The following is a 16,960-nucleotide window of genomic DNA, read 5'->3' as shown; positions in this document are numbered from 1 at the left end:
TTTATCATAGATATACAAAATTTTATATTGTAATTTCTGATAGTATAATCTTAGTTATTTTATAACTCTATATCGTAAAGCCCAAAATGAATTGTAAAACCGGATTGTTTTCTTCTTCCATTTTCGTAGTGTCAGGTCAATCTATGATATCGGAATATCCGCTATCTAAAACAGCTTCTTGCAACATTCCTCCACCTTTGTCAGGAAGGGATCCTGCAAATAGGCCTTGATTTTTTGGAAGGTATCATCATTTTGTAAATCTCTTCCCTTCTTGTATTCCGTATAGGCCATGGCACACCAGGAAAGTCCCCGGATGCAGTTATACAAGATAAAAAGAGCCGTTTGCTCCTGTAGGGCAGGAAGCTCTTTTCCTCTGCACCTTTGATAATGCTCTAAGAAATCTATTATTTCCTTTTCCGAAAGGATGTAGTCCGTCTTCCAAAAAGTGGTGGTAGGACTAAGAAAATGTCCTAAATCCTGGGCAAAATGTCCGTAAAGGGGCTTTTCCCAATCCACCAGATAATTCTTCTTTCCTTCCCCGTTAATCAGGAAGTTTCCGGAGTTTAGTTCCGTATTGATAATGCAAAACTCCTCCTGCCTTAAAAGCTTTTCTCCCCGTTCCTTTTCCTCCACCCCCTTCTTCCAAAGAGCATGAAGGCGGGAATATACGGAATCCTCCATAAAGGGGCTTAGTTCATACACCCTTTGCAGTCTTGCAGACTCGGAAAGCATTTCTTGTAAAGGATCTTTAGCAAAATACAACTTATCTTTCCCTATGTCCTCTTCTCTATTGTACGGAAGACCGTGAATATCCGCCAGAATTTCCGATCCAATCTTTAAGTCCTTGGCATAATCAAGGGCTACCCCTTCCAGAAAGTCCATCACAAGAATTCCCGGCTCCCCCGACTTTTCCCGGCAGTAATAAAGCTTGGGGGTTCTTCCGCTGGCTTCCAATAGTTTTAAAGCGTGGGCTTCATAGGAAATCTGCCTTTCCAACTGCATTTGAGAGCCATGGTTCACCCGAAGCACATATTTTTTCCCGGTATCAGGGTGGGTAAATACAAAGTTTTCGTTATACTCTCCCCTGGCCAGAAAATGATATTCCTCCCGTACTTCCTCCCCCAAGGCCAAAGCCTCCCGATAGCCGAGCTCTGCAATACGTTGTAAAAGCGCCGGTTCCTTAGCGAATGTCTCTATATTCCTTTGCCAACTGTTCAATATCTTCTCCTTTACGATACCTTGCCCGAAGCCGGTTCATTTTCCACATTAATGAGAGCTTTTGGATAAAATTTCCCTGAAAGCGTCTATCACTGGTAATGATTCGCTTCTTGGCCAAATAAGGACTAATTCCCTGCTTCTTTAGATTCAAAGAAAACTGATAGTCCTCCATTAAGGGAAGGATTGGGAATGCCCCCATGGCGAAGAAGCAGTTTCTATCCACAAAGATGCCCTGATCCCCAAACATGACTTTTCTATCCAGCACCCTGTGATTACTGATAAGGCTGCAAATGCCCATTAGAGGGGAGGGATTTTTAAAACGAATGCCAAGACAGCCTGCCAAAGAATGCTTGATTCCCTCCCGGATTTCTTTGACAAAGCCCTTGGGAAGGATGGAGTCACAGTGCAGGAAGAAAAGAATATCTCCGGAGCTTTCCTCCGCTCCAAGATTCATCTGGATTGCCCTTCCCTTTTTACTTGGAATTACCCGATACTCTCCGGAAAAATGATTTTCTCCTCCGTCCACAAACAAAATCTCCAATTCCTTTTTATAAGGACGAAGCTGTTTTTCCATCCTCCGAACCAGCCTTCCTTCCTTGTAGCAGGGGATAATGACGGAGATTTTCGCATTTTCCGCCAAAGCCTCTCCGAAGGAGGATTTCCGAAGAGCCTTATCATAAGGAAGCATGCTTCTGTATGCATTAAGGTCTTGTCCCTCATCCACATCTCTCTTCTTTTCCAAAAGGCTAAGGGGGATTTTGGACTTTTCTAAGATTTTCCGGGTATAGGAAAAGGGACTTTCTTTTGGAATAGGTCTTCTTGCTTTACCCTTAGGCATAGACCGGCTGTTCCGAAGGGAAGAAGCTGACAGTATAGTTCTGTTTTCCTGCACCGCCTGATAAGAAAAACAGGCATGAAGCAGCTCCGGCTCTATTCTTCTTTGTAAGCCAATGCCGTAATAGCCTTCGTCAAGACTTCCTCCTAAGACCTGCCTTCCCTTTCTTCCCAAAGCGAATACTCGATGAAAATGCGCTTCCTCCATAAAGGGAATATCCGCTCCCACAAGATAAGAAAACTGACTCCCCTTGGAAAAACTGTAGCGAAAGGCATTTTCCATCTTATCGAAAATATCCTTTCCCTCCTGTCTTTGAAAGCTTGCCTTGGGAAAAAGTGTTTTCAGGCAGTTTAAGGCTGTTTCCCGCTGCTCCTTTGCAATGCCCTTGGGCACATCATAAAATACGCATAGGGAAATGCTTTTTTCCTTTCTTTCCAGCTTCTTCCATAGTGCGGAAAAGTCCTTTATCATTGCCCAATGGATTTGCAGAGCTCCTTCCTCTCCGATTCTTGGAACAAGCCTTGTCTTCGTTTTTCCTAAGATGGGAAGTCTGGTAAAGAGAATCAAACTTTGTCGATCTTTGTCCTTTTCTTTTTCGATTTTGCTTTCTCTTGTCTTTTCATTATGTCTTAACTTTTCACTTTGCCTCGTAAGCTTACAGAGCTTTTTTCGATGAAACAGACCATGGGCAGCTTCCATTTCCCCTCCTCTTAATAAAACTTATGCTTAAAGCGATTCCAGAAGGAATGGCTGTAGTCCGCCTTTTCTCCCGTCTCCAAGATCAAGGGCAGGAAATGCTCCGCCTCCTGATTTCCTTCCTTGCTAAACTGTCCGATACAGGTGGAGCAATAGCTGATTAAAGGCTTCTCCCCTCCCTGGGTACTTTTTGCCATTTCCCTGGAAAGCTCAGCCTCCTGCACGAAGGCACAGCCTCCCATGCCGCAGCATTGCAGGTTCTTCTTTTCGGAAATCTCTCCGGAGATAAAGTGAGACAATCCCTCCATCCAAACCTTGTCCTCCCGATCCGGACAGGGATAGAAACAACTATACGCTCCCTCCACCTTCTTTCCCACACCCAGTTCCTTCAGCTTCTCGTAAACCGTGGTGATTTTTACATTCAGTTGATTGCCGAAATGATAATAGCAGTTGGGGCAGGCCAGCACAATCTCCTCAATACCGAATTCCTGAAAGCGTTGATTCAGTCTCCGAAAAATGGCATTGGCCTCCGCTTCCAAGCCCAGCTCCAGCACCGGCTTTCCGCAGCAATCATAGAAGGGAGGAATCCCTGCCTTTTTAAAGATGGAAAGAAGCTTCTCCAGTGTCTTAGGATAATAGGCAGGAAAATTACAGCCCGGAAAAAATACGGTCTTTGCCCCTTTTGCCTTCCTATGGTTTTTAAAGAGATAATTTTTCTTCTCCAGCAAAATCCCGCTGTAGCCCCTTTGCTTTAAGCCATATTTTCCTTCCTTCACCTGCTCCTTTCGGAAATCCAGGATAATCTCCCTTCCGTCAATGCCCTTGGGACAGACTCTGGTACATTCTCCGCAAAGATAGCAATGATAAGCCAGTTCTCTAAGCTTCTCCGTATCTCCGATGCAAATATCATACTTGGTTAAAAACTTACATTTTCTCTTGCAGGCATTACAGTGAATGCACTCCTCCACCCGCTTATGAATTTCCCGTTTTTTCTTTTCCGCCATAAACTCCCCTGAAATATACTCTAGTTAAATTGTGCTCAAACTTAGCTTCACATTCATTGCCAAAGCTTCGGAGAACGCTTGGGAAAGTCCTGAAATTTCCTAAGCCTTCTCTTCTTTCTCCATAGCCTTCTCTCTTTTTTTGAAAAAATACAGCATTCCCATCAAAAGACAAAATAAAACTCCTGCAGTCAAGAAATAAATCCAAGGATTTTTCTTTTCCTGCAAGCCGGCAAAGGCAATGGTATACATGGCTGTTCCCGGAATCATGAAGAGGAAACTGCAAACAAAGTACAAGGAAAAAGAAATGTCCGTAATCCCGTAGGCATAGTTTTGTAAATTAAAAGGAAAGACCGGAATGGTTCTTGTGATAAACAAAAGTACAAGAAGATTCTTTTTTTCCTCTCCCATGAAATACCTGGCAATGTATGGATTTTGCATAAGCTTCGGCTTGATGCTGTCCTGCAAGAAATACCTTCCCATAAGGAAGGAGATTCCTGCGGAAATGCTGGCTGCCAGAGTGCAAAGAACGGTTCCCCAAAAAGCATGAAAAACCATACCTGCCAGAAGGGCATAGCTGATTCCGGGAAGAGCCAAAAAGGCTCCCGCCAAGGCACAGAGCAAAACATAGACCAAGGCCGCCAGGAGAAAATTCTCTTCCACCAGACTTTGTAAATACCGAAGCAATTCTCCCTGAAAAATATCCTTTACCGGTACCTTCCAAAGAAGGACGAGCACTAAGATCAAGAAAATCAAAAAGCCCACTAATTTTTTCTTAGCCATACCGTCCTCCACAGATATGTTCCATAGCATAAAACGACCATAGCATTTTGCAAAAGCAGAAGCAATATACTTAGCTCATATTCCCGCATTTTCAGGGTCATGGCGATAAAGAAATAAGCATAGGAAAAGAGGAAGGAGCAAATGCTGTAAAGTATTAAGAGCTTGTATGAAAGCTTAGGTAAAAGCTCGGAAAAACCATTCTTTTTTTCCTTCTCTCTGAAGGCTTTCTTTGTGAAAGTAAGAAATAAAAGGCTTAGAACAATCATTCCCGACAGCACCTTCCATTGGTGCAAGAAAAGGGGACCGATTTGAGGTCCCCTCCATTTGCTTCGTAAATATACCATGTGTCTTGCCATGCCCATCTTATTCTCCGTGAAATAATGGACAATATACAGTCCCACAAGGGCTAAGAGACTGATAAGGCCGGATAAAACCGTAATTCCTTGAAGCAATATTCTTTTCATTATTTCTTTGCCTTATCTGTGCTTAAGTCTTTTACCAAAACTTCCTTATAGTCGCTGCTTCCCGGCTCTCCCAGCTGCACCTTGTTCTCACCATCCATCTGCCATACATACCAACCGCCGTCATAAAGGTAAGCGTTCTTATAACCATTTTCATGAGCAATCAGGAAGGGCACGGAAGCTCTCCAACCGGTTCCACAGTAGAATGCCACATCATTTTTCTCTAAGGAAACACCGCTTTCTCCTAAATAAGACTCCAGCTTATCCAAGGAAACAATGCTTCCGTCCGGATTGTTGTAGGAACCGTCATCCGTATCATGTCCCCAAACTGCACCTAAGGGCTCTCCTGCACGGTCAATATAGGAGTAGCCGGAGGTCTTTCCTAAGAACTCATCCTTGGAACGGATACTTACCAGCTTGAACTTCGGATCATCCTTCTGCTTTTCCTTCACTTCATCAATGCTTAAAATATATTCCGGATGAGCAGGAATCTTTACGCCGAAATCCTTATCGGTAGCTACAGGCTGGTTAACCTTCGTTTCCGTCTCATATCCCGCCTTGGTCCAGGCATCAATTCCGCCGCTTAAGTTCTTTACATCCTCTACACCGGCCCAAAGAAGAACTGTAGCCAGGCGATCATCCGCTGCATTTTCAGGGCTGTTTCCATAGCATACTACCTTGGTATCCTTGGTAATGCCATAGGACTTTAAAAGCTTTCCGATTTCTTCCGGAGTCCGGAAATTCCAGGTCTCCTCCTCCTCAATATCATCGGTATTGACATGGAAGGCTCCGGGAATATGTGCCTTGTTATAGGCTTCATCCTGCTCTATCTTACCCCAGGCAGCTTCCAAAACCACTACATCCTTTCCGGAATCCATTAGTTCTTTCACATACTCAGGACCAACATAAACGGTTTCGGTCTTTACTTCCGCTAAATCCTTCGCCTCTTCCTTCTTCTCTTCCGCCTTCTCGGAAGCTGCTTCAGAAGCTTTTTCGCTCTGCTTCTCGCTTTCCTTCACACTCTCCTGGGCTGTGCTTGTCTTAGTGTCTGCCGCTTTATTGCCGCAAGCTGCCAATACGGACAGCATGGAACCGCAAAGTACCAGTCTCATAAGATTCTTTTTCATTTGTTCTACTCCTTCAAGTCAACATGATAGCAACTATTGGAGTATAGCATTTCTGTAAATAAGTACAAGGAAATTGACATTTTAATATATTATAAATAAAAGTCATTTATAAGCTTTTCTGATAATTTATTGGCTTGCCGGAGAGTACCTGCTTTCATCAATAAAGATCTCACCAATAGTTTAATGATACAAAAAAATACCGCTCCAACTCAGCTTACTCCCCATGTCGGAACGGTATCTATTATTCTATCGCTAATTCGATATTTTTTTCTTAAGCTAACTTAGCCTTAGCTGCATCGCAAAGAGCCTTGAATCCATCCGGATCTGCAATAGCTACTTCGGATAACATCTTTCTGTTCATATCGATGCCTGCAGACTTTAATCCGAACATCAACTTGGAATAAGAAAGACCGTTTAATCTTGCAGCTGCATTGATTCTGGCAATCCAGAGCTGTCTGAACTGTCTCTTTCTTTCCTTACGTCCTTTATAGGACTCGGTAAGAGCACGCATAACGCTCTGCTTAGCCACTCTGTACTGCTTGGATCTGGCGCCTCTATATCCCTTAGCTAACTTTAAAACTCTATTGTGTTTCTTCTTTGCGTTCACTCCGCCTTTAATTCTCATCTTATCCTCCTATCATTCCCTTAGCCTATTACAGATAAGGAAGAATCTTCTTCATTACCTTCTCGTTAGTGTGGTCAACCACAGTATCTTTTCTCAAAGTTCTCTTTCTCTTTGTGGTCTTCTTGGTAAGGATGTGAGATTTGTTTGCCTTGTTTCTAACTAACTTTCCTGTACCGGTGAGCTTGAAACGCTTTGCTGCTGCTCTCTTCGTTTTTAGCTTTAACTTTGCCATATTTGCCTCCTGTGAATTTACTTTTTCGGGCTTAAAACCACTGCCATATTTCTACCTTCAACCTTTGCCGCCTTATCCAGTACGGCAATGTCGGAAAGCTTCTCTCCGAACTCATCCAGAATATACTTGGACTGATTCATACGAGACATTTCTCTTCCTCTGAAACGTAAGGCAATCTTTACCTTGTTCCCCTTCTCCAAGAACTTTCTCGCTGCGGAAAGCTTCGTATTCAAATCATTGGTATCAATGTTTGGCGTCATACGAATTTCTTTCAGTTCTGTTGTGTGCTGGTTCTTTCTGGCTTCCTTTTCTTTACGCAACAGTTCATAACGATATTTTCCGTAATCCGCAATACGAACTACAGGTGGCTGAGCCGTTGCTGCAATCTTAATCAGATCCAACTCCGCTTCTCTCGCCTTTTGTTGAGCTTCCTGAATGGACATAACCCCCAGCTGCTCTCCTTCTGCTCCGATGACTCTTACTTCTTTGTCCCGAATCTGCTCGTTAATTTCCAGTTCCGCATTTTTTTTAATGGCCATAAGCTCCTCTCTGCACAAACCCAATGTATCCCTTACTTTTCCGGAGATACTCGTGAAAAATAAAAATATGGTGGATTGTAAGCCAATCCACCATTGAAAATACACAAAGGTAATAATCAATATTAACCCGGGTCAGTGAACTGCCAAGGTGAGGTGGATACCTACTTTCCTGTCATAAGACTAAAGAATCTTAACACTCTAGTCTTCCTTTGTCAACAAAATCTTCTCAATTAAATCCAAACATTCTTCTCTTCCTGCCTTGGAAGTGGCGGAGAAGGGAATCATAACACATTCCGGACTGGCAGACAGGGCTTTTCGAATATCCTTTACTGCCTGCTGTTGCTGAGAACGCTTTAACTTATCCATCTTTGTGATAATCACAATGGGTTCATAGCCTGTTGCGGAACAAATCCATTGGAACATCTGTAAATCCTTCTCACCGGGAATTCTTCTACAGTCCAGAAGAAGCACCACCTCTTCGATATCCTCCCCCTGCTCCAGATAGCGACGAATCATACGATCCCATTTTTCCTGCTCTACAGGGCCTGTGGCCGCATAGCCATAACCCGGAAGATCCACCAGATAGAAGCTGTCATTTACAGAATAGAAGTTAATGGTTCTGGTTTTTCCCGGTGTGGAGGAGGTTCTGGCAAAGGACTTCCTTTGCAATAAGGTATTGATAAAGGAGGACTTTCCCACATTGGAACGGCCTGCTAAGACAAATTCCGGCTTTCCTGTCCTTGGTAAAGTAGACTTTACTCCGCAAACATAGGGAAGATCTACAGAACGAATGACCATATTATCCTCTTTTCTTAAGCTGTTTTCTCTCTTTTACATTGTCCTCTTTGTTCTGCTGAAATTCCAGCCAGCGCTCCTGTCTCTTTTCAGGATTTCTTTCCACTCTGGGCTTTGCCTGATTCTCTACCACATCCTTGGTAATCTCTACCTCGGCAATATCTTCATCGGAGGGAATCTCATACATGATTTCTGTCATCATCCCTTCCATAATGGAACGAAGTCCTCTAGCTCCGGTCTTTCTCTGTACTGCCTTCTCCGCAATGGCGGTTACCGCATCATCGCTGAAGGAAAGGCCTACACCGTCCATCTCAAAGAGCTTCTGGTACTGCTTCACAAGAGCGTTCTTCGGAGTGGTCAGAATACGCTTTAGGCTGTCCACATCATGACTGCTTAGCTCCACATCCACCGGTACTCTACCGATAAACTCGGGAATCAATCCGAACTTTGTTAAGTCCTCAGGCTGTACCTGCTTCAAAACATCATCATAGTTATCCTTATTCTTCTCTACGATTTCTGCACCAAAGCCAATGGAGCCGGAAGCAATTCTCTTCTCAATAATGTGCTCCAAGCCGTCAAAGGCTCCCCCGCAGATAAAGAGAATATTGGTGGTATCAATCTGAATCAGCTCCTGTTGAGGATGCTTTCTTCCTCCCTGAGGAGGAACGGAAGCAACGGTTCCTTCTAAAATCTTTAAAAGAGCCTGCTGTACACCCTCTCCGGAAACATCTCTGGTGATGGAAACATTTTCCGACTTCTTGGTAATCTTATCAATCTCATCGATATAGATAATACCGATCTCCGCCTTGGAAATGTCATAATCCGCTGCCTGAATCAGCTTTAAAAGAATGTTCTCCACATCCTCTCCCACATAGCCGGCTTCGGTGAGGGCTGTAGCATCCGCAATGGCAAAGGGCACGCCCAAAATCTTAGCCAGTGTCTGGGCAAGGTAGGTCTTTCCGGTTCCGGTAGGTCCGATCATCAAAATGTTGGACTTCTGCACATCAATATCTCTTACCTTGGAAGTAATTCTCTTGTAATGATTATATACCGCAACGGAAAGCACCTTCTTCGCTTCGTCCTGTCCGATGACATATTCATCCAGGAAATCTTTAATTTCCTTAGGCTTCAATAAATGGATATCGGAAACCTCGCCTCCTGCATTTTCTCCGCCCATTTCTTCATCGAAAATCTCCTGGCAAAGCTCCACACACTCATCACAGATGTAGGTGTTATTCAGGCCGGCAATCATTTTCCTAACCTGCTTTGCTGATTTTCCGCAAAAGGAACATCTTACTTTATCATCCGGTTTCATAGGCATATTTCTTCCTGCTTTCCTTATTTTTTATTTCTTTTCTAAATCTGTTCTTTTCTGGAAAATGTGGTCAACCAGACCGTAGTCCAGAGCCTGCTCAGCAGACATCCAGTAATCTCTCTCCGTATCCGCCATCACCTTCTCAAAGGGCTGATTACAATTTTCCGCCAAAATCTTGGCTAAGTTCTTCTTGGTACGGAGAATCCATTCTGCCGTAATCTGAATCTCTGTAGCCTGTCCCTGGGCACCGCCTGAAGGCTGGTGAATCATAACCTCCGCATTGGGAAGAATCATTCTCTTTCCCTTGGCTCCCCCTGCCAGTAAGAAGGCTCCCATGGATGCCGCCATACCTACACAGATGGTGGAAACGTCACACTTAATGTACTGCATGGTATCATAAATTCCCATTCCTGCGGTTACAGAGCCTCCCGGAGAATTGATATAAAGGGAAATGTCCTTGTCCGGATCCTCAGACTCCAAGAAAAGCAGCTGGGCAATAACCAGAGATGCGGTATCGCTGTTTACCTCGTCTCCCAGGAAAACGATTCTTTCGTTTAAGAGTCTGGAAAAAATGTCATAGGAACGCTCTCCCCTACTGGTAGACTGGATAACATAGGGAATGGTTGTTATATTTTGTGGATAGGAAAAATTCTTCATGGTATACCTCCTCTATTATGGATTCTTCTATAGAATACCATAGGGCAATCCTTTCCCCTATAAACCCATGGTTTAAGAAAGAAAAGGACCGGGAAGCCGAAACAGGCTTCTCAGTCCTCAGTATTCTTTATTTCGGAAGCTTTACTTCTCAGCAGCTTCTTCCTTCTCTTCCTTCTTGCTCTTCTTCTCAGGCTTTACAAGCTTAGCTTCGCTTACCAGCTTATCAATGGTAGCCTGAATATCCAGCTCTCTCTTAATGGAAAGCTTCTGAGAATCGCTGATGGTCTTTGCCAGATCTTCCTTCTTCATGCGGTACTGCTCTGCAATTCTCTCCAGTTCCTTCTCGATAGCTTCTTCAGTAACCTCAATGCCTTCCTTCTTCTGGATAGCATCCAAAACCAAAGAGGTCTTGATATTCTGAACTGCGGTCTCTCTCATCTGGCTCTTTAAGCCCTCTTCTGTAAGACCGGTAATCTGCATATACTGATCCATGGGGATGCCCTGTGCTTCCATACGTCTAGCGTAATCATAGAACATCTGATCCAGTTGCATCTCCACCATCGGCTCAGGAAGCTCTACGGAAGCATTTTCCACAACCTTTGCCACTACGTTGTTCTCTACCTGAGAAGTAGCTCTCTTCTCCTTCTCTTCCTTAATCTGCTTCTTTAAGTCTTCCTTATACTCTTTAAGAGTCTCAAACTCGGAAACTTCGGAGGCAAACTCGTCATCAGCCTTAGGAACCTGCTTCTCCTTAACAGCCTTAATATTTACCTTGAATAAAGCTTCTTTTCCTGCTAAATCCTTAGCGCCGTAGTTCTCCGGGAAGGTAACATGAACATCTACCTCTTCTCCGGCCTTTGCTCCGATCAGCTGATCCTCAAATCCGGGAATAAAGGTTCCGGAACCGATGGTAAGAGGATAATCCTCTCCTCTTCCGCCGGGGAATTCCTTACCGTCTACAGAACCTACAAAGTCGATGGTAGCGATGTCGTTCTTCTTAATGGCACGATCCACATCCACCATTCTGGAATTCTTCTCCAGTTCCTTATTCAAACGCTCGGTTACTTCCTTCGCGCTTACAGATACATCAGCCTTCTCTGCGGTAACACCGAAGTACTCTCCAAGAGTAACCTCAGGACGTACAGCAACGGTAGCGGTGAAGATGAAGTCCTTTCCCTCTCCAATCTGCTCAACGCCGATTTCAGGACGGGAAACGATGTCTAATCCGGATTCCTTGGCAGCTGCAGGATAATGAGTATCCAAAATGTTGTTAATCGCTGCATCGTAGAAAACCTGTGGGCCATAATGCTGCTCAATCATCTTCTTTGTAGCTTTTCCTTTACGGAAGCCGGGAATGTTGTAACGTGTCTTAGTCTTCTGGTAAGCCTGTTCTACAGCCTGAGCAAAGTCCTCTGCGGATACATCTACTGTAATCTTTGCCATATTCTTTTCTAGATTTTCTACCTTTACGCTCATTGCGCATACCTCCAAAACTTTTCTCTTATAATTTAAAAACCGCCTTTGCTGGGCTTTCGAGGGTAAAGTATAGCATTGAACGGACATTTCTGCAATAAAAAGAAGAAAAAGCCTGCTTTAATCCTTTAATTTAAGATTGGAAAGCTCCTTTGCAAAACTGAGTTCTGCATTGGAATAACCTCTTTCCCCGGTAAGTTCCTCGGAAAACCAGTCTAAGGGCTGAAAAGAAAGCGCCTCCTCTTCGGAAGAAAACTCCACTTCCGCATAACAAAGTCCCTCCAGCTCTCCCTGAAATATATCCAATTCTACGGTATAAGCTCCATGGGGTATGGCATACCTAAACTTTCGTATCACCCTTCCCTCTGTCTTTCCAATCAGAGTCTCATAGGCTTCCTCTGTTAAGGGCAGGTTATACTCCTCTCTGGAAAGTCTACCCTTTCCCTTGTAGCAAAAAATATACTCCTCCTGATCCTTTCCTTCGGAAATACCGGCTTTCTCATTCTTGTCAGAAATGCTGCTTCCCTCTTTTTCGCCGGAAATACTGTCCTCCTCTTCTCCACCGAAAATACTGCTTTCCTTCCGAATACGAAGGGTAGGATTTTGGCATAGATAGGCTTGTTCCAGAAGTTTACAAGGAAAATGCTTATAGTCCTTTGGAAGTTTTCGAATCCTCCATTTTCTTTCGATTTCCTGTCCCATATTACTCCTCTTCCTGTATTCATCGTCATATAACCGCTTGTTCCATACTGTATGGATTCCACATAAAGCATAGCTTTCCATCAAAAAAGCCGGGCCTAAAGCCCGGCTTTAAAGTCTTATTCTTCAGATGCCGCCTCTACATCTACGTCAGCTACATCCCCTTCTTCTTCCGGAAGAAGAGCCTTGATGGAAAGAGAAATCTTATGGTTGTCTACGTCTAAATCAACCACTCTTGCTTCGATTTCCTGTCCGGGCTCAAGAACATCGGATGGCTTGTTCACATGATCCTTAGAAATCTGAGAAACATGTAATAAAGCATCGATTCCCTTGTCTAACTCGATGAATGCACCGAAATCGGTCATTCTTGCAACTCTACCGGTAACGATTTCGCCTACGGCATACTTGCTCTCTGCATCCTTCCATGGGTTCTCGTTCGGGAACTTTCTGGTTAATGCAATTCTCTCTCCGCTAATTTCCTTAACCAGAACTTCTACTTCCTGTCCCGGCTTAAAGAGCTTCTTCGGATTCTCGATTCTTCCCCAGCTCATCTCGGAGATATGAAGAAGTCCGTCTGCACCGCCAAGGTCGATGAATGCACCGAAGTCGGTAAGATTCTTAACCACACCGGTACGGATATCGCCTTCCTTTAACTCAGAGAAGAGCTTGTCATGCTGCTCTTTCTTCATAGCAGACATAATCTGCTTTCTGTCTCCAATAATTCTTCTCTTGGCCGGATTGAACTCGGTAATAACAAACTGAATGTCCTGTCCCTGATACTTGTTTAAATCTCTCTCAAAGCTATCGGATACTAAGGAAGCGGGAACGAAAATTCTTGCTCCGTCCACTTCTACATTCAATCCGCCCTTAACAACCTGTACTACCTTACCGGTAAGAATAGCATTCTCTTCAAATGCCTTTCTTAACTCCTCGGAAGCCTTAGACTGAAGAGCATCTCTGTGGGAAAGAACGACCTGACCTTCACCGTCATTGACCTTCTTAACCTTACACTCAATCTCGTCTCCTACAGATACTACTGTAGTTAAGTCTAATTGGTTGTCTGCACTGTAATCACTTCTGGTCATAATTCCATCGGACTTGTATCCGATGTTCAGTGCGATCTCATCCGGCTTCACACTGATAACAGTTCCTGTAACGATTTCCCCCGCATGAACCGACTTTAATGATTCCTCAAGCATTTGTTCAAAACTCATTTCTGACATAAGTTAGAACCTCCTCTATTATTTCTTTTGGGGTGCTTGCCCCTGCTGTGATACCTACGTTGCGAATCGCTTCATCCGAGTTGAATTTAAGATCTTTCACCGTTTGTATCAGCTGGGTATTAGGGCATATCGCCCGGCATATCTCAAATAACTTCTTTGTGTTAGATGAACTGCTTCCACCAATCACCACCATGGCGTCGGATCGTCCAGCTAATTCCTTTGCTTCTGACTGCCTTTCGAAAGTTGCGTTGCAAATCGTATTGATAACAGAAACATGATACCCCTTTTTTTTAAAAAGCGCAAGAACTAGTTTGAATTTATCAATATGAAAAGTAGTTTGAGCCACTACAAAGATTTCCTGCCCCTCTCCATCCGGCAGTGCCTCCACCTCTTCTATGCCTTTTAGAGCCGTCACGTCTCCCTTTCCCCAGCCCAGGATTCCCTGCACTTCGGGATGCTCCGGGTCACCCATTACAATGACTCTTTCGCCCTTTTCACTGTGCTCCCGCACAAGACGCTGAATCTTTCGTACATAGGGACAGGAGCTGTCCACAATTTCGATATCTTTTCCCTGAAGCAGTTTGTAAATCTCTTCCCCTACCCCATGGGCGCGAATCACCAAAATTCCTTTTTCCAAACGGGACAGCTCTTCCTTTGTCTTTAAAAGCATAACCCCTCTGTCCTCCAGGGCTTTTACCACCTGCTCGTTATGCACTATGGCTCCATAGGTATAAATCGGTCGTCTCTCCGACTCATCCTTCTTCTCTTCCTCGGAAAGAACGCGATAGACTGCATCCACCGCCCGTTCCACACCAAAGCAAAAGCCTGCACTTTTCGCCAGGACCGCCTCCATTTTATTCCTCACTTCCCACACAATAGCTTAACATCTTATCCACAACTTCAGAAATAGACAAAGTACTGCTATCGATTTCAATGGCATCCTCCGCCTTTTTCAAGGGGGCAATGGCCCTGGTGCTGTCTCTGTGATCTCTTTCCTTTACTTCCGTAAGCACCTGTTCAAGGCTGATTTTTTCCCCCTTTTCCAAAAGCTCCTTCCAACGTCTTTCTGCCCGAATTTCGGGAGAAGCGGTTAAATAGAACTTTTTATTTGCCTTCGGCAAAACCACCGTACCGATATCTCTTCCATCCATTACACAGGAATGCTCTTTGGCTACATTTCTCTGTAAATCCAGCAGTTTTTCCCGAACACAGCCGTATTGAGAAATCATGGAGGCTCCCTGTCCCATCTCCGGAGTACGGATGTAGTCCGTACAATCCTCTTGGTTGCAAAAAACCTTTTGCTTTTCCCCTTCGTATGCCAAATCCACCTGTAGGGCGGGAAGAGCTTCTTCTATGCTTTTCTCCGATGTAAAGGGAATTCCCTTTTCCGCTATTCCATAAGCAAGGCCACGATACAGTGCCCCGGTATCTACATAATAAAAGCCCAGGCTTTTCGATAGTAATTTGGCAATGGTGGATTTGCCCGCCCCTGCCGGTCCGTCTATGGCTATTGTGTATGGCATGTATTCTTCCTTTCTAAAATCCTTTTGCTATCTTTCCTTGGGTATTTCCTTTAGGAATCTTTTTAACGAAGCTTTTCTTAACAAAGCTTTTCTTAACGAAGCTGCCCTTAACTCTTATCGCTCCTCTTTTAAAGCTCTTCCTGCGGACTGTCCCGCTAAAACACCGGTGGAAATGGCAATCTGCATATTAAAGCCTCCGGTATAGGCATCCAGATCCACCACCTCTCCCGCAAAGTAAAGTCCCGGAACCTTCTTGGCCTCCAGACTTTTCTTGGAAAGCTCCGTAGTTTCCACGCCCCCCTTGGTGACTATAGCTTCCGGAAAGCCCCCCAAGCCCTGTACGGTAAAGGGGAAGCTGTGAAAAAGATTTAAAATCTTCCTTCGTTCCTCTTTCTTCAGCTCCGAGCTTTTTTTCTCTAAAGATACGCCCTGCTTTTCCAAGCGTTTCAGGAAAATGGGATAGAGCTGTGCAGGAAGATAGGATTTTAAAAGCTGATAAAGCTTTTCCTTTCCCTTGCTTTCACAGTCCCTCAGGAAAAAGCTGTCAAACTGCTCCTGTCCCATCTCCGCCTTTAGGTCTATAGCGATTTGGTAGCTTCCCATAGGGGCTTCGGAAATCTCCGGACTTAAGGCTGCACTTGCGGATAAAACCACCGGTCCCAAAAGGCTGTTCTTTTGAAAATATAATTCTCCCGTCTTTTCGTACAGGCACTTTCCCTTTTCATTTAAAATCTTCAAGCCGATATGCTTTAGCTTCAGGCCGGAAAGAGGATACACATCCTCCTCCAAAACCTCCATTTTCACTAAGGAAGGATAGGTCTTTGTGACTCCTATGGAAAAATCTTTGGCAAAATCGTAACCGTCTCCCGTGGAGCCCGTAGAGGGATAGCTTAGTCCTCCGGTGGCGATAATAACTTTCTTCGCTTCCACTTCCGGAAAATTTCCCTTAATCAAAAAGACATCTCCCTTTTTCCGGATAAAGTCCACCTTTTTATTCAGGCAGACCTTTACCCCTTCCTTCTGTAAAGCCTTCTTCATGCCGTCCGTTAAGGAAAAGGCCTTATTGCTCTCCGGGAAAATGCGGCCTCCCCGCTCTTCCTTAAGAGCACAGCCATTTTTCTCCATAAAGGCAATGGCATCCTGATTGTTAAAGTTCCGAAAGGCCCCCATGAAAAAACGGGGATTTCGAAGGATTTTCTCCATAAAAACACTTTCCTCACAGGAGTTGGTCCAGTTTCCCCTTCCTTTTCCCGTGATAAAGAGCTTCTTTCCCAGCTTTTCATTTTTTTCGAAAAGAACCACCTCTCGATTTCCAGCCTCTTTTTTCGCATAGATGGCCGCCATCATCCCCGCCGGTCCTCCGCCTATGACAAGAATGTCCATAGCCCTCACTTTCTCTTTCCGGATTTAGGAAAGGAAGGCATTTTCCTCCCTTTCCCCTCTAAACCGGCCTTCCTGTTCCAAGAATGCTTTCCGGCTAAAACGTCTCTTATACCGATAAAACAAACATATTGTAAATCGCCTTAATCGCCGCATTGAAGTCTTCGTTTTTCACACCGATAATGATGTTGTACTCGGAAGAGCCCTGGTCGATCATCTTTATATTAATGTACTCATGAGCAAGGGCAGAGAAAATACGTCCTGCCACACCCCGAGAGGACTTCATTCCTCGTCCTACAACCGCAATCAGGGACAAATCCGCCTCCAATTCAATCAGGTCCGGATTAACTGCCCTCTGGATTCCCTGTAAAACCTTCT

Annotated in this window: 19 protein-coding genes; all 19 read right to left on the bottom strand. The window is 44.3% G+C overall.

Translation table 11 applies throughout. From position 1 onward, the window contains the following. Window positions 1-165: 165 nt before the first annotated feature. Complete coding sequence (locus RYO92_RS07420; RefSeq protein ID WP_007155952.1) at window positions 166-1,218, bottom strand: aminoglycoside phosphotransferase family protein; 1,053 nt, start codon at window positions 1,216-1,218, stop codon at window positions 166-168. Then, on the bottom strand, window positions 1,181-2,752 hold the full coding sequence (locus RYO92_RS07415; protein ID WP_007155951.1) for a TIGR04283 family arsenosugar biosynthesis glycosyltransferase: 1,572 nt from the start codon (window positions 2,750-2,752) through the stop codon (window positions 1,181-1,183). The genes RYO92_RS07420 and RYO92_RS07415 overlap by 38 nt, the downstream gene beginning before the upstream one ends. An 11-nt stretch (window positions 2,753-2,763) precedes the next feature. After that, window positions 2,764-3,753 (bottom strand): (Fe-S)-binding protein, encoded by a 990-nt coding sequence (locus tag RYO92_RS07410; RefSeq protein ID WP_007155950.1) that lies wholly within the window; start codon window positions 3,751-3,753, stop codon window positions 2,764-2,766. Between the two features lie 99 nt (window positions 3,754-3,852). Then, window positions 3,853-4,533, bottom strand: a complete 681-nt coding sequence (locus tag RYO92_RS07405) for a TVP38/TMEM64 family protein (RefSeq protein ID WP_315369973.1) — start codon at window positions 4,531-4,533, stop codon at window positions 3,853-3,855. After that, window positions 4,515-4,997: a hypothetical protein gene (locus RYO92_RS07400; protein WP_315369972.1), complete on the bottom strand. Its 483-nt coding sequence runs from the start codon at window positions 4,995-4,997 to the stop codon at window positions 4,515-4,517. The genes RYO92_RS07405 and RYO92_RS07400 overlap by 19 nt, the downstream gene beginning before the upstream one ends. Next, entirely contained in the window at window positions 4,997-6,121 is a 1,125-nt protein-coding gene (locus tag RYO92_RS07395; RefSeq protein ID WP_315369971.1) for a sulfurtransferase, read from the bottom strand. The genes RYO92_RS07400 and RYO92_RS07395 overlap by 1 nt, the downstream gene beginning before the upstream one ends. A gap of 271 nt (window positions 6,122-6,392) precedes the next feature. Then, complete coding sequence (gene rplT, locus RYO92_RS07390) at window positions 6,393-6,746, bottom strand: 50S ribosomal protein L20 (RefSeq protein ID WP_007155946.1); 354 nt, start codon at window positions 6,744-6,746, stop codon at window positions 6,393-6,395. Window positions 6,747-6,774: 28 nt separating this feature from the next. Then, window positions 6,775-6,978: a 50S ribosomal protein L35 gene (rpmI, locus tag RYO92_RS07385; protein WP_007155945.1), complete on the bottom strand. Its 204-nt coding sequence runs from the start codon at window positions 6,976-6,978 to the stop codon at window positions 6,775-6,777. Between the two features lie 17 nt (window positions 6,979-6,995). Then, on the bottom strand, window positions 6,996-7,517 hold the full coding sequence (gene infC, locus RYO92_RS07380; protein ID WP_183682066.1) for a translation initiation factor IF-3: 522 nt from the start codon (window positions 7,515-7,517) through the stop codon (window positions 6,996-6,998). A gap of 198 nt (window positions 7,518-7,715) precedes the next feature. Continuing rightward, window positions 7,716-8,315 (bottom strand): ribosome biogenesis GTP-binding protein YihA/YsxC, encoded by a 600-nt coding sequence (yihA, locus tag RYO92_RS07375; protein ID WP_183682063.1) that lies wholly within the window; start codon window positions 8,313-8,315, stop codon window positions 7,716-7,718. Between the two features lies 1 nt (window position 8,316). After that, window positions 8,317-9,633, bottom strand: a complete 1,317-nt coding sequence (gene clpX / locus RYO92_RS07370) for an ATP-dependent Clp protease ATP-binding subunit ClpX (protein ID WP_315369970.1) — start codon at window positions 9,631-9,633, stop codon at window positions 8,317-8,319. A gap of 24 nt (window positions 9,634-9,657) precedes the next feature. Next, on the bottom strand, window positions 9,658-10,284 hold the full coding sequence (gene clpP / locus RYO92_RS07365; RefSeq protein WP_315369969.1) for an ATP-dependent Clp endopeptidase proteolytic subunit ClpP: 627 nt from the start codon (window positions 10,282-10,284) through the stop codon (window positions 9,658-9,660). 141 nt (window positions 10,285-10,425) lie between these two features. Further along, window positions 10,426-11,760, bottom strand: coding sequence for a trigger factor (gene tig / locus RYO92_RS07360; RefSeq protein WP_315369968.1), 1,335 nt, complete (start codon window positions 11,758-11,760; stop codon window positions 10,426-10,428). A 117-nt stretch (window positions 11,761-11,877) separates the two neighbouring features. Continuing rightward, window positions 11,878-12,459: an adenylate cyclase gene (locus tag RYO92_RS07355; protein WP_315369967.1), complete on the bottom strand. Its 582-nt coding sequence runs from the start codon at window positions 12,457-12,459 to the stop codon at window positions 11,878-11,880. A 116-nt stretch (window positions 12,460-12,575) separates the two neighbouring features. After that, entirely contained in the window at window positions 12,576-13,679 is a 1,104-nt protein-coding gene (gene rpsA / locus RYO92_RS07350; RefSeq protein WP_007155937.1) for a 30S ribosomal protein S1, read from the bottom strand. Continuing rightward, window positions 13,660-14,532, bottom strand: a complete 873-nt coding sequence (ispH, locus tag RYO92_RS07345; RefSeq protein WP_315364775.1) for a 4-hydroxy-3-methylbut-2-enyl diphosphate reductase — start codon at window positions 14,530-14,532, stop codon at window positions 13,660-13,662. Before ispH ends, rpsA begins: the two co-directional genes overlap by 20 nt. Window position 14,533: 1 nt before the next feature. After that, the gene (gene cmk / locus RYO92_RS07340) at window positions 14,534-15,202 is read right to left on the bottom strand and encodes a (d)CMP kinase (RefSeq protein ID WP_315369966.1); all 669 of its coding nucleotides are present in this window, start codon (window positions 15,200-15,202) and stop codon (window positions 14,534-14,536) included. 114 nt (window positions 15,203-15,316) lie between these two features. Then, a complete protein-coding gene (locus tag RYO92_RS07335) occupies window positions 15,317-16,585 on the bottom strand; it encodes an NAD(P)/FAD-dependent oxidoreductase (RefSeq protein ID WP_007155934.1) in 1,269 nt (422 codons plus the stop codon). 106 nt (window positions 16,586-16,691) lie between these two features. After that, window positions 16,692-16,960: ACT domain-containing protein (locus RYO92_RS07330; protein WP_315369965.1), on the bottom strand; the 269-nt coding region annotated here is incomplete at its 5' end.

Source organism: Oribacterium sinus, assembly GCF_963553175.1.
GTDB classification, from domain to species: Bacteria; Bacillota; Clostridia; order Lachnospirales; family Lachnospiraceae; genus Oribacterium; species Oribacterium sinus_B.
Note: the sequence above shows the minus strand (reverse complement) of the source record. Positions and strands in the feature narration are given on the sequence as shown.